The sequence below is a fragment of the Maribacter sedimenticola genome (assembly GCF_900188415.1).
GTDB lineage: Bacteria > Bacteroidota > Bacteroidia > Flavobacteriales > Flavobacteriaceae > Maribacter > Maribacter sedimenticola.
This window is the reverse complement of the sequence record NZ_FZNV01000004.1, coordinates 81,759-104,675: the sequence shown is the minus strand read 5'-3', so window position 1 is coordinate 104,675 and position 22,917 is coordinate 81,759. Positions and strand designations below refer to the sequence as shown.

Annotated in this window: 16 protein-coding genes; 5 read left to right on the top strand and 11 right to left on the bottom strand. The window is 38.1% G+C overall.

The genetic code is table 11. The features are described 5' to 3' along the window. Positions 1–94: 94 nt before the first annotated feature. On the top strand, positions 95–1,294 hold the full coding sequence (locus CHB68_RS13005; RefSeq protein ID WP_089261351.1) for an MFS transporter: 1,200 nt from the start codon (positions 95–97) through the stop codon (positions 1,292–1,294). Between the two features lie 75 nt (positions 1,295–1,369). Here the strand turns inward: CHB68_RS13005 and CHB68_RS13000 are convergent, their stop codons facing one another. Both CHB68_RS13000 and CHB68_RS12995 read right to left on the bottom strand, forming a co-directional pair. Beyond that, positions 1,370–3,145: a PAS domain-containing hybrid sensor histidine kinase/response regulator gene (locus CHB68_RS13000; protein ID WP_089261350.1), complete on the bottom strand. Its 1,776-nt coding sequence runs from the start codon at positions 3,143–3,145 to the stop codon at positions 1,370–1,372. After that, positions 3,142–4,275: an FIST signal transduction protein gene (locus CHB68_RS12995; protein ID WP_089261349.1), complete on the bottom strand. Its 1,134-nt coding sequence runs from the start codon at positions 4,273–4,275 to the stop codon at positions 3,142–3,144. Before CHB68_RS12995 ends, CHB68_RS13000 begins: the two co-directional genes overlap by 4 nt. A gap of 348 nt (positions 4,276–4,623) precedes the next feature. Between CHB68_RS12995 and CHB68_RS12990 the strand changes: the two genes are divergently transcribed. Continuing rightward, entirely contained in the window at positions 4,624–5,892 is a 1,269-nt protein-coding gene (locus CHB68_RS12990) for a serine hydrolase domain-containing protein (RefSeq protein WP_245838936.1), read from the top strand. 74 nt (positions 5,893–5,966) lie between these two features. Here the strand turns inward: CHB68_RS12990 and leuB are convergent, their stop codons facing one another. The 5 genes from leuB to recG form a co-directional block, all read right to left on the bottom strand. Next, positions 5,967–7,022, bottom strand: a complete 1,056-nt coding sequence (gene leuB / locus CHB68_RS12985; RefSeq protein WP_089261347.1) for a 3-isopropylmalate dehydrogenase — start codon at positions 7,020–7,022, stop codon at positions 5,967–5,969. A gap of 75 nt (positions 7,023–7,097) precedes the next feature. Beyond that, the gene (locus CHB68_RS12980; RefSeq protein ID WP_089261346.1) at positions 7,098–8,612 is read right to left on the bottom strand and encodes an alpha-isopropylmalate synthase regulatory domain-containing protein; all 1,515 of its coding nucleotides are present in this window, start codon (positions 8,610–8,612) and stop codon (positions 7,098–7,100) included. Positions 8,613–8,638: 26 nt separating this feature from the next. Next, a complete protein-coding gene (leuD, locus tag CHB68_RS12975; RefSeq protein ID WP_089261345.1) occupies positions 8,639–9,235 on the bottom strand; it encodes a 3-isopropylmalate dehydratase small subunit in 597 nt (198 codons plus the stop codon). 83 nt (positions 9,236–9,318) lie between these two features. Next, positions 9,319–10,737, bottom strand: a complete 1,419-nt coding sequence (gene leuC, locus CHB68_RS12970) for a 3-isopropylmalate dehydratase large subunit (protein WP_089261344.1) — start codon at positions 10,735–10,737, stop codon at positions 9,319–9,321. A 105-nt stretch (positions 10,738–10,842) separates the two neighbouring features. Beyond that, on the bottom strand, positions 10,843–12,948 hold the full coding sequence (recG, locus tag CHB68_RS12965) for an ATP-dependent DNA helicase RecG (RefSeq protein WP_089261343.1): 2,106 nt from the start codon (positions 12,946–12,948) through the stop codon (positions 10,843–10,845). Positions 12,949–13,059: 111 nt separating this feature from the next. Here recG and CHB68_RS12960 point away from each other — a divergent pair, with 111 nt between their 5' ends. Both CHB68_RS12960 and CHB68_RS12955 read left to right on the top strand, forming a co-directional pair. Next, a complete protein-coding gene (locus CHB68_RS12960; protein WP_089261342.1) occupies positions 13,060–15,138 on the top strand; it encodes a M1 family metallopeptidase in 2,079 nt (692 codons plus the stop codon). A 1-nt stretch (position 15,139) separates the two neighbouring features. Further along, entirely contained in the window at positions 15,140–16,054 is a 915-nt protein-coding gene (locus CHB68_RS12955; RefSeq protein WP_089261341.1) for a patatin-like phospholipase family protein, read from the top strand. A 39-nt stretch (positions 16,055–16,093) separates the two neighbouring features. Here the strand turns inward: CHB68_RS12955 and CHB68_RS12950 are convergent, their stop codons facing one another. The 4 genes from CHB68_RS12950 to CHB68_RS12935 all read right to left on the bottom strand — a co-directional run bounded on the left by CHB68_RS12950 (position 16,094) and on the right by CHB68_RS12935 (position 20,367). Then, the gene (locus CHB68_RS12950; protein ID WP_089261340.1) at positions 16,094–16,612 is read right to left on the bottom strand and encodes a DUF7935 family protein; all 519 of its coding nucleotides are present in this window, start codon (positions 16,610–16,612) and stop codon (positions 16,094–16,096) included. Between the two features lie 85 nt (positions 16,613–16,697). Then, complete coding sequence (locus tag CHB68_RS12945; protein ID WP_143815210.1) at positions 16,698–17,468, bottom strand: hypothetical protein; 771 nt, start codon at positions 17,466–17,468, stop codon at positions 16,698–16,700. A 5-nt stretch (positions 17,469–17,473) separates the two neighbouring features. Continuing rightward, complete coding sequence (locus CHB68_RS12940) at positions 17,474–19,051, bottom strand: FMN-binding glutamate synthase family protein (protein WP_089261338.1); 1,578 nt, start codon at positions 19,049–19,051, stop codon at positions 17,474–17,476. Positions 19,052–19,056: 5 nt separating this feature from the next. After that, positions 19,057–20,367 (bottom strand): amidohydrolase, encoded by a 1,311-nt coding sequence (locus CHB68_RS12935; RefSeq protein ID WP_089261337.1) that lies wholly within the window; start codon positions 20,365–20,367, stop codon positions 19,057–19,059. Between the two features lie 206 nt (positions 20,368–20,573). Here CHB68_RS12935 and CHB68_RS12930 point away from each other — a divergent pair, with 206 nt between their 5' ends. Continuing rightward, positions 20,574–22,901, top strand: coding sequence for an ATP-dependent helicase (locus tag CHB68_RS12930; protein WP_089261336.1), 2,328 nt, complete (start codon positions 20,574–20,576; stop codon positions 22,899–22,901). The last annotated feature ends 16 nt before the right edge of the window (positions 22,902–22,917 follow it).

Sequence of the window (22,917 nt, the reverse complement as noted above, 5' to 3'; positions counted from 1 at the left end):
TAATATGATTTCTTGACGACATATGCGTTCTAACTTTGTCCTTTTAATTATGAGCTTTAATTAGAATGTTGAAGTAAGAACTAAAATTAGAAGTATGGAAACAATAAAATCAAACAAAAAAGCATTGTTCGCTTTGGCCATCGGAGGTTTTGGAATAGGACTTACCGAATTTGTGATTATGGGAATTTTGACGGAGGTTTCCGGTTCTTTAGGTATTACTATACCGCAAGCCGGTCACTTTATTGCGGCCTATGCCTTAGGGGTAGTGGTAGGGGCGCCGTTGCTTACAGGTATGGGTGCCAAACTTAGCCCAAAGAAAATGCTGTTTTTATTGATGATTTGGTTTACGGTATTCAATACACTTTCTGGACTGGCTTCCGGTTATTCAAGTCTACTGTTTTTAAGATTTTTGTCCGGTATTCCCCATGGTGCTTTTTTTGGAATAGGAGCAGTAGTAGCTACAAAGCTTGCGAAAAAAGGAAAAGCGGCACAGGCCATATCCATCATGTTTTCAGGTTTAACGGTGGCCAATGTCATTGGTGTTCCCATAGGAACTTACTTAGGACAACAGTTTAGCTGGAGCGTATCATTTTACCTTGTTGGTTTTGTAGGCTTGTTAGCTTTGGGCAGTATATATTTATGGATGCCCAAAATTGAGGTTGAGGAATCAAGTGAAAAGGTTACTGTAGCACAAGGATTGAAAAATACGGAACTTTGGGCCTTAATTGCGCTTACCACTATTGGTACCGGAGGATTTTTTGCATGGTACAGCTATGTTGCTCCCCTTATCACCAATGTGGCCGGATTACCTGAACATTTTGTAGGGTACGCCATGATGTTGGCCGGTCTGGGAATGGTAGCAGGAAATTTTTTAGGTGCTAAAATGGCAGAGCTGCTTTCCCCTTTAAGAGCGGTTATAATAAGCCTTTCTATGATGTGCGCCATTTTATTGGCCAATATGGTCATTGCGACCAATCCGTATTTGTTAATGGTAATGACCTTTGTAATAGGTGCAATTTCGTTTACCGTGGCAACCCCTATACAAATGGCGATCATTAATACTTCTAAAGGGTCGGAAATGTTGGGTTCTTCTATGAACCAGAGTGCTTTTAATATGGGAAATGCATCTGGTGCCTATTTAGCGGGGCTTCCAATGGCATTTGGTTACGGCATTTTATATAGTAGTTTAGTTGGGGCTTTGCTAGCTTTTTCCGGGGTGATGATTGCAGTGGCAATTCTACTAGTAAGAAAAAGAAGGGCAATTAAATATAGAAAAATGGCTATTAGCTGTTGATATAAGATAATGCGAACAAGAAAAAGGAACTTAAAATATAAGTTCCTTTTTTTAATGCCCAATCATTTATAAATTTTATGTATTTTCTTTGACATTACCTATCAGGATTTCAGAAATGGTATGGTATAGTTCATTAGGATTAAAGGGTTTGCAAATTAGACCGTTCATTCCATGACTAAGTAAATCCTTTTTAATACTTTCTCCTGTAGATGCAGATAGTGCATAAATTGGTATGGTCTGATTATGAATACTTTCCGAAGCCCTAATGGCCAAACTAGCATCATAACCATTCATTACGGGCATCTGAAGGTCCATAAGAATAAGGTCGTATTCCTTTTTGAATGCGTATTGTACCGCAACTTTACCATCTATTGCCACATCATAATCAACCCCCCATTTTTTTAGGAATTTTTCAATTAGAAAGATATTGATCTTATTGTCCTCAACTACCAATATCTTATAACCATGAAGTTTTTTAGAATCTTCCAAGTCATTTGTTCCTAAAGCGGAATTGTTTTCTTCTTGAAGAATAGAAGCTATAGGATTTCCTTTTCTAAAGTCCAATTCAAAACTAAAACATGAGCCCACATTTGGTGTGCTCTCTACCTTAATAGATGTGCCCATAAGTTGTAATAGGCGTTGGCAGATGGCTAGGCCCAGACCTGTACCTCCATATAATCTAGTTGTACTTACATGTGCCTGTGCAAAGGATTCAAAGATTTTATCAATTTTATCGCTTTCAATCCCAATACCCGTATCGTTCACAGAAAATAAAAGTTTTGTATTATTCTCCGTTTCGTTAAGTACTTCAACTTCTAAAGAAACGGTTCCATATTCCGTAAACTTAATTGCATTGCTTACCAAATTGGTCAGTATTTGTGACAAGCGGGTACTGTCACCGATCATGGTATCCTGCAATAGGGAATCTTTTTTAATTTGAAATGAAATTCCTTTTTTGGACGCCTTATTGGTGAAAATACTTTGTACCGTATTCAATACTTGTTTTAAGCTAAAATTTGCTTTTTCCAGTTCTAGGGAACCTGCGGCAATTTTATCGTAATCAAGGATATCGTTTACAACCCCTAATAGGTGTTCAGAAGAATATTTAAGGGTACTCAGATTTTCTATTTGTTCTTGTTTTGGATTTTCAATGAGCAATAAATGGGCAATACCAATAACCGCATTAAGAGGTGTCCTGATTTCATGGGACATGGTGGACAAAAATTCGCTTTTAGCCTTATTGGCCTTTACTTCTTTCTCCCTAGCCTTGATCAGTTCATATTCCGTTAATTTAAGATTGGTAATATTTACGATGGTGCCTATGTATCCTTCTACTTTTCCGGAGTCAGATTTAATTCCCTTTATAGTGAATTCCAACCAAATTCTATCACCATTTTTACCTAGGGATTCCAATGTTTTATTAAATGTATTTGCTTCTGGATTATGAAGGTCCAACAAATTGGAATATGGTTTACCGTCTACATTCTTTAAACATTCCTCGATGGATTTACCAATAGATTCCTTTACGCTTAAACCGGTCATCTCTTCCCAAGCGGAATTTAGATAGGACCAACGTCCGGAAAGATCAATTTCAAAGATGACATCCTTAATGTTGCTTGCCACCTTGGTCAACTGACTGGTAACTTCTTCAACATTATTTTTTAATTGTAAGTTTCTTAGATACAATTCTTTTGAACTTTCTTCAAGAATGGTTTCTGCATGCTGCATATCTGCATCCATTACTTTATAGCTGTTATCAACCATATGAAGTAATGGTGCTATTTTGTCAAGAACCTTTTGGTCAAGATTCAGTTCACATAATTGTCTTTGTAGTCTTCTATGGTACTTCATAGTTCAGAAAATGTAGTGACACACATGGTCAAGTTATGTAAAGAGGTTTTTGGTTTTTCAAAAAAGGGTGATATTTCACCATAAGAATAAAATCCAATAGATTTTGTAGTGGAAGGAAATTGCTGAACAACGGCCTCCACTTCTTCTTTGGCCAATTTGCCCAAGACCTTTCTTCTGCCGGAGCAACTTATGAGGATGGCCAATTCATGCTCATGTTTATTTTGTTGCGCAATTGTTTTTGCTGCATTTTCCGCACCTAGGATTAGCCGATCAACATTGGCTTTCATAATACGCACATAGGAGCCGGCAGGAATCTCCTCTGCCATTATCAAACTTTTATTGGATTCGTCAATATCCAATAATGCTCTAATTACAGGATTGGAATGATCTTTGTTCCTAACTTTTATAGGATGTTTAAAACCAAGTTGTTTTACATCGGATAAAATATTTGGCTCTACCACAGATTTGTAAAAGTCAAGGGCTGGTAGGCCGTCTATTTCCAGGATTTGGTTCTTTTCTGATTTAGTGACCAGACACTCAACTCCATAACTGTCCCAACCGCCCTGTGCATTGTAATTTACCTGTAAACGGTCACCATACATGGCAAGGGCAATTACCCTATTTCGTTTTAATGAGCCCAGATCTATAATATAGTTGGAACCGATATAGGATTCCCTACCCGCTAATCCTCCGGTAACGCTTATGTGCGATTTTAATTTATGATTAATACCCTTTAGTAGGTTAGAGGCATGTAAGGTCTGCACATCTGAAATGAGAAAAATATGTTTTAAGTCTTCTTGGTCTATGTCCTGTACGAACTTATTGCCCACTTCAAAATACTGACTTACATCCGTTGGTAGGTCTTTGCCATAAAGTTTTACCTTAGTACCATTAAACTTCACTGCCGATAATACAATACTATCATCTATTACTTGCTGATCTATTATTTCTCCTGCAGTAGTGCCACCAATGATTATGGCCTGAGTATATTTTTGCTGAATACTGGTTAGTGCCTTATCTATATCCTCAAACTTCAATGAAGCAAATAAGAAGATTACATCTGGAACAAATGTTAGGGAAAGCGCCTCTATTTGCGCTTTTGATGTTATAAGTTGTTGAAAGATTCTCATATTTTGTAAGAAAATGACTACAATTTATATAACGTAACATTTTTAAAAATAATATGTAACACTCTTTTTTTTTTGAATTTCTAGCATATTGATTTAAGGATAGCTGTTTTAATTAAAATACATAGCATTGAATTATGTTTTGTGATTGTATCTAGAAATTTTTCTTATAAAAATTTTAATGTAAATGGAACACTTAATACTATTTGTTTATGTATGTTTATGCTATTGCCACCAATAAAATATAAGAAGTATTGTTATGGCAAAACCTGTTAAAATTTTCAATTAGCTAACTACAACGGTACTTAAAAGTAAATTTTTACGTTCTTAAAAAACCAAATCTTTACTATAGTGAAACAAACCAAACTGTTTTTAGGCGTTTTGACCTTCGTAATTATTCTAATGCTTTTGACCTCTTCATCGGTACAACCAAGCAATGTAGAAGTGATTGTTCCAATTGATAAATCTGTTAAAACCTTAGCGGAAAAGCGTGAAATAGAACTTTATATGTTTCAAAAAAATGCATTGAAGCAGGCTTTAAAAGATTATTTTGAAGAAGCTATCCGATCAGGGGATATTGTTGGGGTCGGCGTAAGTATTGTAAAAGGGGACTCCATTATCATTTCTGATGGTTTTGGAAAACGAAAGGTAGATGATTCCAAAGAAGTGGATGGGGAAACCTTATTTAGGCTAGGTTCCATTTCCAAAGGCTTTACCGGTATTCTTGCAGCGAATTTGAACAATGAGGGTATATTGCAATTAGATGATAGGGTAACCACATACCTGCCTGACTTTAAGTTTGGAAATCAACAGAATACACAACGAATTAAAATTGCACATTTGCTTTCCCATACAACGGGTACACCATATCATAGTTACACAGATTTGGTCGAAGCGGGTCTGCCCATGTCATCAATTAGTAAAAAATTCAGTTCCATTGATCCTATTAGTGTACCTGGTACGCAGTATAGTTACCAGAATGCCATGTTCTCTGTAGCTCAAGAAGTGATGCTGAAAGCAACAGGTAATGATATACAAACGTTGTTGACCAATAAATTTTTTGAACCTCTTGGTATGGATGCCATATCCATGGATCATGAAACGTTGATCTATACCAATAATATTGCTTTTCCACATATTAAAAGAGGACAAAAATGGAAAACCTTAACTCCCAGGGATAATTATTACAATGCTATAGCAGCTGGTGGAATCAATGCCAATTCCAAGGATATGGCAAAGTGGATGCAATTCTTGTTGGGACATAACCCAAATGTAATGACCAAAGCACAGATTAAAGCGGCATTTACCCCTTTCATTGAGTTAAAAGGACATCATAAATATTATCAGAAATGGCCTGGACATGTAAAATCTGCTTATGGATTTGGTTGGAGAATACATACCGTTAAAGAAAAGGATAATGCTCCCGAAGAAACCATTTGGCATCACGGTGGTAGCGTAAATAATTATAGAAATGAAATCGCACTTTTTCCTGATGCTGATTTGGGTATTTGTGTATTGATCAATGGACCGTCTAAATTGGTCAAAACCGTGGTGCCGGATTTACGCGCTATAGTTAAAGGTATTTACGAACAAAAAATAGAGAATGCTTCCAGTATTTAAGATATTCATTACTATTAATAAAAAAATCCCTTTGAAATTTTCAAAGGGATTTTTTTATTATGTGGGTATTTAATTTAAATGTTGCTTGCCAACCAGTCACCAACTTCACTGGTCTTATAGCTCTTGCCACCATCTGCAAGATCTTCTGTTACATAACCCTCGGCCAAAGATTTATTGACTACGCGCCTGATCTCTTCTGCTTCGGTTACAAGTTCTAAATCTTCGAACAACATAGCGGCAGAAAGAACAGTTGCCAATGGGTTGGCAATATCCTTACCGGCTGCTTGAGGGTAAGAACCATGTATAGGCTCATATAAAGATACTTTACTTCCTACGGAAGATGAGGGCATAAGACCCATGGAACCCGCAATGACAGAAGCTTCATCCGTTAGGATATCACCAAATAGATTTGCGGTAATGATTACATCATATCCTTTTGGCCATTGGATCAATCTCATGGCTACGGCATCAATAAATTCATAGGAAACTTCAACTTCTGGATATTCTTTTTCCAAACCTTGTACGGTTTCTCTCCAAAGTCTAGAGGATTCCAATACATTGGCCTTGTCCACACAACATAATTTTTTGGAACGTTTCATGGCCATATCAAAACCTTTCCTAGCCAAACGTTCTATTTCAAAACGTTGATAGGTCATGGTATCAAAGGCGGTATTTCCATCATCTTTTCGCCCTCGTTCCCCAAAATAGATTCCACCGGTCAATTCCCTTAGGATAATTAAATCCGTTCCTTCAATACGATCTCTTTTTAAAGGCGATTTGTCTATTAACGAAGGAAATGTAAACGTAGGCCTAACATTGGCAAACAGCCCTAATTTTTGCCTCATTTTTAACAATCCTTGTTCCGGACGTACTTTTGCCGATGGATCATTGTCAAAACGTGGATGGCCAATTGCGCCAAACAAGACGGCATCTGCACTGGCGCAAATTTCATGGGTCTCATCTGGGTAAGGTTCACCTACGGCATCAATAGCTGCAGCTCCTGTCAAAGCAGGTTTCCAGCTGATTTCATGGTCGTATTTTTTTGCAATGGCATCACATACCTTTACTGCTTGATCAATAACTTCTGGACCGATACCATCACCGGCCAATAAGGCAATATTTAATTTCATGGTCTAATTGCTTTTCGCTTTTCGCTATGCGCTACACGTTATACGGTCATCGTATTACGTTTAAGCTATTTATTATTAAATTATATTCAACATTTTTTCGGTGGCTTTAATGGCACTCACCGTTTGGTCGGAATCCAATCCTCTAGAGGTGAATTCCTTCCCGTCCAGTTCCCAGGTGATCACTGTTTCGCATAATGCATCTGAAGTACTTCCAGGTGGTATTCTTACTGCGTAATCCGTTAATTTTGGAAGGGGTATTTTTTTTGCAATGTATACTTTTTTAAGAGCATTCATAAAAGCATCATATTGTCCATCACCTTGGGCATGTGCCTCAATAACTTTTCCGTCAATTTCAACGGAAAGGGTAGTGGAGGGCATAAGTCCTTTGGCGTGGGTGAGCACATATGATTTTATAAATACTTTTTGCTTATAATCTGCTGTATCCAACACATCAGATATGATAAAAGGAAGATCGTCTTTGGTAACACGCTCTTTTTTATCGCCCAATTCAATAATTCTAGCGGTAACCTTTTTCAACTCTTCATTGTTCAAGGTCAAACCTAATTCCTGTAAATTCTTTTGAATATTTGCCTTACCGGACATTTTTCCTAATGCATATTTACGCTTTCTTCCAAAACGCTCAGGCATAAGGTCGCTAAAGTATAAATTCTTTTTACTGTCTCCATCTGCATGAATTCCGGCGGTTTGCGTAAATACATTATCGCCCACAATAGGCTTATTGGCAGGTATGGTGAAACCGGTGAAGGCAGAAACCAATTTACTCACTTTATATAATGAGGTTTCATTTACATTGATGGTAACCTCTGGTAAAAAATCGTTGATTACGGCAATGGCACTTGCCATAGGGGCATTGCCTGCTCGTTCTCCCATACCGTTTACGGTAAGGTGAAGCCCATGGCAGCCTGCTTTAACGGCCTCCATAATATTGGCTACTCCTAGGTCATAATCGTTATGGCCATGAAAATCAAAATGTAAATCTGGATATTTTTGTACAATTTCCGTTAAAAACGCATACGTTTCAGTATGTGTCAATATACCCAAAGTATCCGGTAAAAGAATTCTTTTTACGTTTTGTGTGGATAGAAAATCCAAAAACTGAAATACATATTCCTTTGAGTTGCGCATGCCGTTGCTCCAATCCTCCAGGTAGATATTGTTTATAATACCTCTTTCCGTAGCTTGATTGAAGATTTCCTCAATTTCGGCAAAATGTTGTTCAGGTGTTTTCTTTAATTGATACTTTAAATGGTTCATTGATCCTTTGGTCAACAAATTCTGGGATATTGCGCCAGATTTTTGCATCCAATCCAATGATATGCCACCATCAACAAAGGTTAGGACCTCTACACGCTCTAGATATCCACTAGCGGCAGCCCATTCCGTAATTTTCTGTACGGCTTCCAACTCACCATCAGATACACGTGCAGATGCAATTTCAATACGATCAACCTTTAATTCTTCCAATAGAAGTTTTGCCAAGGTCAATTTTTCCGATGCAGAAAAGGAAACGCCCGAGGTTTGTTCACCATCCCTTAGGGTGGTATCCATGATTTCCAATTTTCTTTTCATTAGTGTGTTCCGTTATGAAAATTGGATTATAGCGGGGTGTTTTCTGCAAAGGTCTCAATATCCTTTTTAATGTTTAAAAGGTAATCGATATCATCAAAACCATTTAACATATTGTTCTTCTTGTAGTCATTGATGTCAAAAGACTCGCTTTCCCCTGTTGGCAACAATGTTATTTTTTGTTCTGGCAAATTGATTTCTAATTGGGTAGAGGGGTCTGCCTCTATGGCGTCAAAGATTTTCTGTAAAAACTCTGCGCTTACCTGAACGGGTAAAACTCCAATATTTAAACAGTTGTTTCTGAAAATATCTGCAAAGAAACTAGATACTACACATCTGAAACCATAATCATAAACCGCCCAAGCAGCATGTTCACGAGATGAACCCGACCCAAAGTTTTTGCCGCCAATCAATATTTTACCACTGTATTTATCTTGGTTAAGGACAAAATCTTCCTTTAAGGTATTATCTTGATTATATCTCCAGTCCCTGAAAAGATTATCTCCAAAACCAACACGCTCAGTTGCCTTTAAAAATCGTGCAGGTATAATTTGATCCGTATCTACATTTTCAATAGGTAGGGGGACTGCTGTTGATGTTAATATGTTGAATTTATCGTATGCCATTTTTCTTTAATTTTTCGTTGATAGTTATTTGTTGTTGGTGAGCTGGTTTAGTATTTTAAAAATCCACAATTGACCAACAACCATTAACCTGCAACCATTTCTTCCATTAATTCCCTAGGGTCTGTTACTTTACCGGTTACGGCCGCTGCTGCTGCAACTAGCGGACTTGCCAATAATGTTCTTGATCCTGGGCCTTGTCTTCCTTCAAAATTTCTGTTGGATGTACTTACTGCCAATTTACCAGCAGGTACCTTATCATCATTCATAGCCAAACATGCTGAACAACCAGGCTCACGAAGCTCAAATCCGGCTTCTGTCAAAATATCCAATATACCCTCTTCCTTAATGGCGGTTTCTACTTTATGCGATCCGGGTACGAGCCAAGCGGTTACGTTGCTCGCTTTTTTTCTACCTTTTACAATAGAGGCAAAAGCCCTAAAATCCTCAATACGGCCATTGGTGCAACTTCCTAGGAACACAAAATCTATTGGTTTGCCCATCATGCTGTCTCCTTCATTGAAATCCATATATTTCAATGATTTTTGGTAGGTAGTAGCACCACCTTGTACAGCACTTGCCATTGGAATATCGTTAGAGATACCCATTCCCATACCTGGGTTGGTACCGTAGGTAATCATAGGTTCGATCAATGAGCCGTCAAAAGTCAATTCCTTATCAAAAATAGCATCCTCATCTGTATACAAAGTTTCCCAATAGGCCATTGCCTTGTCCCAATCCGCACCTTTTGGTGTAAACTCACGACCTTTTATATATTCAAACGTTTTTTCGTCAGGAGCGATCATACCGCCACGGGCACCCATTTCAATACTTAGGTTACAAACGGTCATACGACCTTCCATACTCATTTCCCTGAAAATTTCACCTGCATATTCTACAAAATAACCAGTTGCACCAGAAGTAGTCAGTTGAGAGATAATGAATAGAGCAACATCTTTAGGTGTAACCCCTTTACTCATTTTTCCGTTGATATTGATACGCATTCTCTTTGGCTTGGGCTGCATAATACACTGTGTAGCCAATACCATTTCAACTTCAGATGTACCAATACCAAAAGCAATTGCTCCAAAAGCACCATGGGTAGAGGTGTGTGAATCTCCACAAACTATGGTAGCGCCCGGCTGGGTAATACCATATTCAGGTCCTACAACGTGTACAATACCATTTTTTGCATGCCCCAATCCCCAATAGGAAATACCATATTCATTGGCATTTTCCTCCAGCATTTTTAATTGGTTTGCAGAAAGTGGATCTGCAACAGGTAGATGTTGGTTGATCGTAGGAGTATTATGGTCAGCTGTTGCAAACGTTTTTTCTGGGTGCATTACAGGAATGTTTCTGTTCTTAATGCCTAGAAAAGCAACCGGGCTGGTTACTTCATGTACCATATGTCTGTCAATGAACAGCACATCTGGACCATCTTGTATTTTATGTACTACGTGGGAATCCCACACTTTGTCAAATAATGTTTTTGTTGCGCTCATATTCTATATAATCTAAGTGCACAAATCTATTAAAACCAAGGGTTTTTTGGAAATTAACACCATCCTAAATTACGATGTTCAACGGTAAAAGTGTTAAGAATAAAACTAACTGATATATGTCCAGATATTTTTATGCTTTACCAATTGGGCGTACATATGTCTGATAATTAGATTTTCAGGTTTACTTAGCGTAGGGTCTTCCTTTAATAATTGAAGCGCATAGTAACGTGCAGTTTTAAGGATGTCATTATCTTTTACGATATCCGCAATCTTTAGGTTTAGCAGTCCGCTTTGTTGGGTGCCCATAATATCACCCGGACCACGGAGTTTAAGATCTACTTCTGCAATTTCGAACCCATCATTGGTGGCCACCATTGTTTCCAATCGGGTTTTGGAATCATTGGATAACTTATGTCCGGTCATTAGAATACAATAACTTTGATCGGCACCTCGCCCTACACGACCTCGTAACTGATGTAACTGTGATAGACCAAAACGTTCTGCGCTCTCAATTATCATAACAGATGCATTTGGTACGTTGACCCCAACTTCTATAACGGTCGTTGCCACCATAATTTGTGTCTCACCTTTTACAAAACGTTCCATCTCATAATCCTTGTCCGCCGGTTTCATTTGCCCGTGTACAATGCTTATCTGATATTTTGGTTGTGGAAAATCGCGCACAATACTTTCATAGCCATCCATTAAATCTTTATAATCCATTGCTTCGGATTCTTGTATTAATGGATATACCACATAAACCTGACGTCCTTTTTCAATTTCATCCCGTATAAAGCGGAATACCTTTAACCTGTTGCCATCATAACGATGAACGGTCTTGATAGGTTTACGGCCAGGAGGCAGTTCGTCAATGACGGAAATATCCAAATCGCCGTATAAACTCATGGCCAATGTTCTTGGTATTGGTGTAGCTGTCATGACTAGAATGTGTGGCGGAAATTCATTTTTATGCCAGAGTTTGGAACGTTGGGCAACGCCAAAACGATGTTGTTCGTCAATTATGGCCATACCCAGGTTTTTATACCTTACCTTATCTTCCAAGAGTGCATGGGTACCTATAAGAATGTTCAGTTCCCCATTTTCAAGTTGTTCATGAATAGGTTTTCTTGCCGACTTTTTAACCGATCCCGTAAGTAGGGAACATGTAATTTCGGTTCCTTTCAATAACTCTGAAATTCCTTGAAAATGTTGATTGGCCAAAATTTCGGTAGGCGCCATTAAGCAGGCTTGAAATCCGTTATCAATGGCCAAAAGCATGGTCATTACCGCCACAATAGTCTTACCTGAGCCCACATCGCCCTGTAATAATCTATTCATTTGGGCATTACTGCCAAGGTCTGCCCGTATTTCCTTAATTACCCGTTTCTGTGCTCCGGTTAGTTCAAAAGGTAGTTTATTGGTGTAGAAATCATTAAAATATTCACCGACTTCATGAAAGGGAAATCCTTTAATTTTCTTTTTACGTGAAACATTTTTTCCGATCAACTGTAATTGAATATAGAAGAGTTCCTCAAATTTTAGCCTAAACTGTGCCTTGGCCAGAAGCTCTTGACTTTTAGGAAAATGGATATTGAACATTGCTTCTGGTTTGGGCAATAATTTAAGCTCATCTAACAGTTTGTTGGACAGGCTTTCGGAGAATCTACCACCAATTTCCATAAACAGTTGCTGCATGAGTTTACTGACAACCTTATTTGTAATTCCCTTGTTGCTTAATTTTTCTGTGGAAGGATATACAGGCTGCATATATACTTTAGTACCTTGTTGATGTTCCTTTAAAGGCTCCATTTCCGGATGGGCCATAGAAAAAGTACCGTTATACCAATTACATTTACCAAAGATGACATAGGGTATGTTCAACTTAAGATTTTCGCGAATCCATTTTTGTCCCCTAAACCAAACCAGTTCCATTTCACCGGTCTCATCTATAAAGCGCGCAACCAATCTAGAACCCTTTTTTTGCTCTACGGTTTTTATATGAACGATTTTGCCAATTATCTGTACATCTGCATTGCTACGTTGTAATTGACCAATTTTATAATATTGGGTCTTATCAATATATCTGTTGGGGAAAAGGTTTAAAAGGTCTTGGTATGTAGAAACGCCAATTTCTGAAGCCAAAATTTCTGCCCTATTGGGTCCAACCCCCTTTAAATATACTATTGGCGTTTGCAGAAAACTGTTGTTCATAACACGAATTTAGATCTAAACACGTTTAAGTACAAGTAGCTATGCATTTTTGCTGAAAAGGTCTTTTGAATTACATTTTTTTATATAGCTAAAGCCAAATATATTTACATTATGAAACCTGTTGTTTTTCTTTTCTTGATTTTCACTTTTGCTTTGGGTAATGCCCAGAACAGGAATGTGGATTTTGTTAGGATTTCCGCAACCATTAGTCCAGATACGCTAGCTAAGGAAATACAAGGAAAGGTCCGTTATACTTTTCTTCAACATTCGGAAACAGATTCTATATTTATTGATGGTGTAAACATCAATGTCATTGAATTTAGGCTTAATGGTCGTAAGCGGCAAGTGTTCAATAATGGTAAAAAAATTGGATTTAGGGCCCCTAAAAAGAACGGGGAGCATCATGTAGAACTAGACTATGTAGCTCAGCCCGTACAAGCCTTATATTTTGTAGGATTCAATGATGCCATAAGTGGTAATGAACAAATATGGACACAGGGACAGGGAAAATATACCAGTCATTGGTTACCTTCTTTTGACGATATGAACGAGAAGGTAGAGGTTGACCTTAAAATAATATATTTTAAAAACAACGAAGTTATTGCGAATGGTTTATTGGTAGATAAGACTCCCATTGACGGTAAATTGGCATGGAGCTTTGATATGGAGAGACCAATGAGTAGCTATTTGATCGCTTTTGCAATTGGTAAGTATAAAAAACAAGTATTAAGGTCAGAGAGCGGTATTCCTATAGAGAATTATTATTACCCTCAAGAGGAATTAAAAGTAGAACCCACATATAGATATACTAAAAGGATATTTGATTTCTTGGAAAAAGAAATAGAATTTGACTACCCTTGGCAAAACTATAAACAGGTTCCTGTACATGATTTTCTATATGCAGGAATGGAAAATACGGGTGCAACATTATTTTCTGATAGTTATTTGATCGATAGTGTGGCCTTTAAAGATAGAAATTATGTAAATGTCAATGCCCATGAGCTTGCGCACCAGTGGTTCGGTAATTTGGTTACGGAAGAAAGTGGTAACCACCATTGGCTTCAGGAAGGTTTTGCTACCTACTACGCTTATTTGGCCGAACGGTCCATTTTTGGGGAGGATAAATTTTATTGGAAGTATTATGATACGGCTGCCTCGTTAAAAAATCTGTCAGAAGATGGCAAAGGACAATCATTACTTGATCCTAATGCAGATAGTTTAACCTTTTATGAAAAGGGCGCTTGGGCATTGTTGATGTTAAGGGAACAGTTGGGAGACCAGGCTTTTAGGCAGGGTATAGCTTCCTATTTGAAAAAGTATAGTTTTAGTAACGCTACCGTTACTGATTTTTTAAAGGAAATGGAGGCTGTAAGTGGACAAAATTTAAATTCCTTCAAAGAGGAATGGCTGGTTAATACTGCCTTTCCGTATGAAAAAGCCATGGCTTATTTATATGAAAAAAGTGCCTCAATACAGAGATATCAAGCTATAGCGGATGCAATTGATACAACAGAAACCTATTATAAAGATTCCATAATGACTTCATTCTGGAACGATTCTACTTCAGTTCATTTAAAAAAACAGTTTATTTTAGATTTTCATTCCAAAATCAGTGATGCTACTTTAAGTGAATTGTTGCAGGCAAAGGAAATAATGCCCAGGCAATATTTGGCCATTTCACGAGACCCTATCTTTAAAACTTTAAAACCTTTGTTCGAATCTATGTTAACTGACGATAGTTATGTGACTAAAGAAACTGTCTTTTATAAATTATGGGTTGAGTTTCCTGAGGAAAGGAGTAAATATTTAAATATACTCAAAGATGAAATTGGTTTGCCAAGTAAAAATATACGTACGCTTTGGTTAGCTTTGGCAATGGTTACACCAAGTTATAATTTGGTTAAAAAATCCGGTTATTTAAAAGAGCTTAAAAGTTATACTTCTTCCCGTTACAATACAGAGGTTAGGCAGAATGCATTTATGTATCTGGCCAATTTAAAAGTTTTGGAAGGGAAAGCTTTGGAAAATCTAATAAAGGCCACCAATCATCATTCTTGGCAATTTAGGACATTTGCAAGAAGAATGCTTGATGAGGAATTACAGGATGAAGATCAACGACAAAGAATAGATTCTTTATCAATGAGGATGGATACAAAGGATTTGCAGTACCTTAAGAAAAAAATGAAATAGCATGAGGGCTTTAGTAATTTCTGGTGGTGGTAGTAAAGGGGCTTTTGCTGGGGGCGTGGCCCAATACCTAATACAAGAAGGGGGTAAGACCTATGACCTATTTGTAGGTACTTCTACCGGTAGTCTTTTAATATCCCATCTAGCACTAGGAAAATTAGAAAAGATTAAGGAAATATATTCCAATGTCAATCAACAAAGTATATTTAATAATTGCCCTTTCTTAATAAAGAAAATACATGGCAATGAAGAAATTTCTATAAACCACTGGAAGGTTTTGGGAAATTTTTTAAAGGGGAAAAAAACGTTTGGCGAAAGTGAGAACTTACGAAAACTCATTAGAAAAAGTCTTACCGTAGAAGAATTTGAAACCCTAAAAAATGGCCCTAAGGATGTGGTCATTACCGTATCTAACCTTTCTTTGAACCAAGTGGAATATAAGTCTATAAAGGATTGCACATACGATGAATATTGTGATTGGATATGGATTTCGGCCAATTACACACCCTTTATGAGTTTGGTGCGTAAAAATGGATGTGAATATGCGGACGGGGGCCTTGGTAGTATTGTCCCTATAGAGGAGGCCATTAAAAGAGGGGCCACAGAGGTAGATGTGGTGGTATTGCATACAGAGGTAAATTATTTAAACCGAGTAGCCTCTAGAAATCCGTTTGAGTTGATAACGACGATGATGAGCTTTATCCTTGATCGTATAGAAAACCAAAATATCAGAATTGGAAAATTGGTGGCCAATCAAAAAAATGCCATTATTAACCTTTATTATACGCCTACAATTCTAACGACCAATTCCCTAATTTTCGACAAGCAAAAAATGACCTTATGGTGGAAAAGGGGATATTTGTACGCCAAGAACAAAAATGAGGAAACCAACCCCATTGAGCCAAATGTCAATGAGTAATTGGTTTAAGGAAAAATGAACAATTGCCCCTTTGGGCAATTACCATAAATCATTGATTTCCTTTTTAACGAATGAAAGTGCAGTTGCAGATGGAGAGGATTTTTCCATAGTTTCATTTAAAATATCCTCCCTTAATTTATGGGCAGAATCCGTTTCGCTCATTGCCGCTTTACGTATCATTTGAATAGTGGCACTTTTAGCGGCCTTTATAATGTTCCAACATTCATCTGTCATATAGATCTGCTGAGAAAGATTATGATCAAATTCCGTTTCTATACTTTTTATCAATAAACTTTCATAAGCGGCTTTATCCTTGGAATGTGGGGCAACACGAACTATTAGGTTAGGTATGGAAATGCGTTCTAAAAACAGGGCCATTCTTTCATATGCCTGCAGCCTAACAGGTAACGTATCTTTTTGTGAATCTTTATGAAGCAGAAAACGCCTTCTGCCTTCCTCGTTATTGGTATGCATCCTAAAGAAATAAAATGCAATTGCACCTGTTACTACTGAAGGCAATAGATAAGCAAAAAGTTGAAATATTTGGTCTGAGGTCATTTTTAGTGTTATTTAAATTTAATACCCCTATTAAACGGTGAATATGTTCAATTAGTATAAAGGCTAATCGATGAAATGCAAGTGATTAATTTTTTACATCTCCCTTTGCCATATCATAAAATGCCTTGTAATCCGGTTGAAATTTAATCTGTATGGCTTCCCGTAAATTACCATCCGCACCAACTGTGTTTATACGATCACCTTGAACACCATAATCCTTTATTAGAATACTTGCTACTGATGTTGCCTGTTGTAGGGCAAGGTCTAATTCTCCTGTAATATTCATGCTAGCAACGGTTATCATGCTCTTAGGATTGGCTTTAATGAGATTGGCAATATTTTCTAGCCAGGCACTGGCTTCCGTAGAGACTTTGTTTCCCAATCCGTCCGCAAAGAAAAAATCCAATTTTTCTGAAATGATAACTGTTCCATTGGCAACATTTACATTGGCATTTTCGCCTAAAGTCTGTTTTGCATGGGTTAGTACCATGATTGCGGTAGAGTCATTACTTGCAATGCCGTCAACAATACCTTTAATCTGTTCCTCTTTTCTTTTTAAGGTGGCCAAGGTTTTAGTAATGTTTTCCGAGTTTTGACTGGAAAGGGTGGCAAAACTGTTCAGATTTTTCATAAGGGTGGCATTCGCATCCTGTAGTTCCTTTACCTGAACTTGCATTTCCTCTGCCCTTAACAATCCTAATTTTTCATTGCGCTGTGCAGTGTTCACAATTCTTTTTATGGAATCTAGCTGAAATTTAAGTTCTTGGTTTTGTGCTATTAGGTCACTTTTTTTTTGGGCTTGTAGGTTGCTTAGACCAACCAAAAAAAGTAGTGAACATACATATAGTTTCATCATCTGTATTATGCTTTTATTATTTTGTCTTCAAATTTGCCGCCAAGATACGAACAGTCTTTTAATTCCTGAACACTTGTAAAGGCTACTTTGGCTTTATTATATCCATAGGTAGACGCCAGACTTCTATTAAGGTCGTTGTCATCAACGTTTACCTGTACATCGTCCATTGTAAATTGGCTAGGATGTTCATAGCCTGCCGCATGTGTTATTTCTGACAATTCTTTTCGGAACGTATTGAAATATTGTGCCAATCGGTCAGATTTAAGGGGAACATCTATTCCTTTCTGCAACCATTTGCTTTGTGTGGCGATCCCTGTTGGGCATCTGTTGGTATGACATACCTGTGCTTGAATACAGCCAATGCTCATCATTGCCTCACGTGCCACATTAATGCAGTCAACTCCCATGGCAAATGCCATGGCCGCTTTGGCGGGAAAGCCTAGTTTACCCGATCCTATGAATACAATTCTATCGGTCAGGCTTCTATTCAAAAATACTTTATAAAGACTGGAGAAACCATATACCCATGGTAGGGAAACATGGTCTGCAAATGATGGTGGTGCGGCACCCGTTCCCCCTTCGCCACCATCTACGGTAATAAAGTCGGGTCCTTTACCGGTTTTTATCATTAAATCCGCAAGTTCTTCCCATTGATCCAATTTTCCTATTGCCCCTTTGATCCCTACGGGTAATCCTGTTTCATTTGCAATGGCCTCTATTAATGCCAACAGTTCTTCTACGGTTGAAAAAGCTTTGTGGGTAGCAGGGGAGAGCACATCCTTACCTACTTCAACACCTCTTATTTCAGCAAGTTCTGGAGTAATTTTTGCACCGGGTAATACACCGCCTTTTCCGGGCTTTGCCCCTTGGGACAGCTTAATTTCAATAGCTTTAATGCAAGGATTGTCCGCAACCAACTTTTTCATCTTCTCCATGGAGAAATTACCATCTGGCGTCCTAACCCCAAAGTAACCGGTACCAAAATGGAATACAATATCACCTCCATGTTTATGATAGGGAGACAAACCGCCTTCACCCGTATTGTGGTAAGCACCTGCTTTTTTGACACCTCTGTTCATAGCCTCTACTGCCGCTGCGGATAGGGAGCCAAAACTCATGGCCGATACATTGACCACGCTTGCTGGCCTAAACGGTTTTTTACGTTTGTTGTATTGTCCCATTACCTTAGCGCAAGGAATAAAAGTTGGCTCTAATGCATTTGGGTGACCATTAGGTACTGAAAAGGCCATCATTCTATTTTTAATAAAAATATGTTGATGAGCATAAAGGTCGCGGTCAGAACCAAAACCTTCATAATTGTTCTCCTTTTTTGCAGAGGCATAGATCCAACCTCTTTCAATTCTGTTGAACGGTAGTTCTTCCCTGTTGTTCGCTACAAAATACTGGCGCATTTCCGGACCAATACTTTCTAACCAATATCTTAAATGGCCTACTATGGGAAAATTATGTTTTATGGTATGTCGCTTTTGAATAAAGATATCCCAAATAGCAACGATGAAAAGAAACAAAAAAATCCAAGTCCACCAGGGTAGACTTGGAATATAGTTTATAAAATTACGCATCAATATTATCCTTTTGGTTTTATGTCCAAACGAGGGGTTTTGTCACTATTTAAATAATCTAAACTCATTTCCGTCAGTGTACGTACGCCTAATAATAACCCACTATCATCTATCAAGAAATCTGGAGTATGGTGTGGGTAAGATTTCGTATTACCGGGAGTCATTCCTCCAAGAAAAAAGAAAAACCCTGGAGCCTCTCGCTGAAAATAGGAAAAATCTTCTGCACCGGTAACTGCCTTTTGTATACTTACATTGGGTTCTCCCGCAACGCGTTTAATGGTAGGAAGCATTTGTTCTACCAATTCAGGGTTGTTATAAGTAATATCGGTAGCATCTTTTATTTCACAGGTAGCTTCACCACCATATGCTTTGGCTATTGTGCTAACCATTTCAACCATACGTTTGTTCAATTTATCTTTCATATCATAGTCCAAGGTTCTGATCGTACCTATCATTTCAGCTGATTCTGGTATGATATTAAAGCGTACACCACTTTTTATTTTGCCAACCGTAATAACGGCGGCTTCATTGGTAAGGTCGGTTTCTCTACTGATGATGGTCTGTAAGCCATCAATAATTTTGGCACTGATCAAAATAGGGTCAACACCTGACCATGGCTGGGAGCCGTGAGATTGCTTGCCCATAACCTTTATCGTAAAACTTTGTGCAGCGGCCATTGTTCCGCCAGACTTATATTTAATGGTATTTACGGGTGTTTGGGAGTTAATGTGCAAACCAAATATGGCATCTACTTTAGGATTGTCCATAACACCTTCCTTTACCATTAATAGTGCACCACCTTCCTCACCTGGCGGCGGACCTTCCTCCGCAGGTTGGAAAATAAACTTTACGGTTCCTTTGATCTTATCCTTGTTCTTGGACATAACCTCCGCTACGCCCATTAAGATAGCCGTATGGGTATCATGGCCACAAGCGTGCATAACACCCACTTTTTCGCCCATGAATTCAGAGGTTACATTAGACTTATAAGGTAGGTCGTTCCTTTCCGTAACGGGCAAGGCATCTATATCTGCCCTTAAGGCAACTACCTTTCCTGGCAAATCTCCCTTTAAAATACCGACTACTCCGGTATGGGCAACACCAGTTTGTACTTCAATGCCCAGTGCCTTTAAATGCTTTGCAATTTTTTCTGCAGTTTTAAATTCCCGGTTGCCCAATTCTGGATTTTGATGGATTTCCCTTCTCCATTCTATAACCTTGTCCTCAATGGCTTTGTAGTCCTTGTCCAAATTTGGTCCTTGTGCATAGGCAGAATAACCAAATAGTATGAGGGCCAATAATCCTAGTTTTCTCATAATCAGTATTTAAATATTAATGATGGTTCCTTCATCATGTGGGGTGTCGACATCATTTTTACCGACCCTTAACCTGATAATAGGTAATAAAAGTTTAAATATATTCAAATTGAAAAGAAATACCATCCATTGTTTATAATTCTAAATGCGTTCACTTTTAGTATCCCCCAATAATGGCTAAATTCACGCTCTAAATACAAGTAGATTTGAGCTCATTTATAGATGAATTGAACGAGGCACAAAAAGCCCCTGTTTTACATAAGGACGGACCTTTAATGGTAATTGCGGGTGCAGGATCCGGAAAAACACGTGTTCTTACCTATAGAATTGCACACTTAATGGCGCAAGGTGTAGATTCCTTTAATATTTTGGCATTGACATTTACCAACAAGGCCGCTCGTGAAATGAAAGCGCGTATTGCAACAATAGTTGGTGCAAGTGAAGCAAAAAACCTTTGGATGGGTACATTTCATTCTGTTTTTGCAAAATTGTTACGTATAGATGGTAATAAGTTGGGGTACCCTGCAAATTTTACCATCTATGATACTCAGGATTCACAACGACTAATTTCTTCGATCATAAAGGAAATGGGGCTTGACAAGGACATCTATAAATACAAGCAGATTCAAAACAGGATATCGTCTTTCAAGAATAGTTTAATAACAGTAAAGGCCTATCGTAATAATCCGGAGTTGGTAGAGCAGGATGCCATGGCCAAAAAACCCAGGACAGGAGATATTTATGAAAATTATGTAGATCGCTGTTTTAAGGCAGGAGCTATGGATTTTGATGATTTGCTTTTACGGACCAATGAGCTGTTGACACGCTATCCAGATGTTCTTATGAAATATCAAGATCGGTTCAGGTACATTCTGGTAGATGAGTACCAAGATACCAACCACTCCCAATATTTGATCGTAAAGGCCTTGGCAGACCGTTTTCAGAATATTTGCGTAGTGGGCGATGATGCCCAGAGTATTTATTCATTTAGAGGGGCCAATATCAGTAATATTTTAAATTTTCAAAAAGATTACGAGAATGTGGGCATGTACCGTTTGGAACAGAATTACCGTTCTACACGTAACATCGTAAATGCGGCAAACTCTATTATTGGCAAAAATCAAAATCAAATAGAAAAAGTAGTTTGGACGGATAACGATGACGGCGCTGCCATAAAAATACATAGAAGCCCAACGGATGCAGAAGAGGGGAGGTTTGTGGCCAATTCTATATGGGAGCATAGAATGCAAGAGCAAATGTCCAATGGTGAATTTGCCGTTTTATATAGAACCAATTCACAATCCAGGGCCATAGAGGATGCTTTGAGAAAACGCGATATCCCTTATCGTATTTATGGCGGATTGTCATTTTATCAAAGAAAGGAAATCAAGGATGTGTTGTCCTACCTAAGATTGGTCATTAATCAGAAAGATGAAGAGGCCTTAAAAAGGGTCATAAATTTTCCTGCTAGGGGTATTGGGGGTACAACGTTGGACAAACTTGTTGTCGCTGCAAACCATTACAATCGCTCAATTTTTGAGGTGATGGAGAATATTGATAAAATTGACCTTAAGATAAATGCGGGCACCAAACGTAAACTTACTGATTTTGTAACTATGGTCAAGAGTTTTCAAGTCATGAGCGAATCTGCAGATGCTTTTACCTTGGCCGAACATGTAGCTAAGAAAACCGGTATACTTTTGGAATTTAAAAAAGACGGTACACCAGAGGGGATCGGTAAAATGGAGAATATAGAAGAATTGTTGAACGGTATCAAGGATTTTGTAGAAGGGCAAAAAGAGATAGATGAAGCTACTGGCAGTATTACAGAATTTCTTGAAGATGTTGCCTTGGCTACCGATTTGGACAATGATACTGGAGATGATGATAGGGTGGCCCTCATGACCATACACTTGGCAAAGGGACTGGAATTTCCTTACGTATATATCGTAGGTATGGAAGAAGATCTCTTTCCGTCCGGGATGAGCATGAGTACACGAAGCGAATTGGAAGAAGAAAGACGCTTATTTTACGTAGCGCTTACCAGGGCAGAAAAACAGGCTTATCTTACCTATACCCAAAACAGATATCGTTGGGGTAAGTTGATAGATGCGGAACCTAGTAGATTTTTGGAGGAAATCGATGAAAAATATGTTGAGAATTTAACTCCTGTAGATGGCGGGTACCGTTATAAGTCCCTCATCAATGCAGATATATTTGGTGAGGTGGACAAGAGTAGGTTAAGGCAGGTGAAACCCACTAGGGGCACACCACCAAGTATTGGCCAGCCTAATACAAATCAACTAAAAAAACTGAGAAAAATAAAGCCGCAATTGGCCGTTCCAGTAGGGAATACCAATAATATAGATCCCAATTTGGCGGTAGGTTCCCTGGTAAACCATAGTAGATTTGGCCGTGGTAAAGTGGTAAAGTTAGAAGGAGTGGGCAATGATAGAAAAGCAGAAATATTATTTGACAAAGGTGATATTAAAAAATTGTTATTGCGCTTTGCCAAATTAGAAGTATTGGGATAGTTTGGTATATTTAATA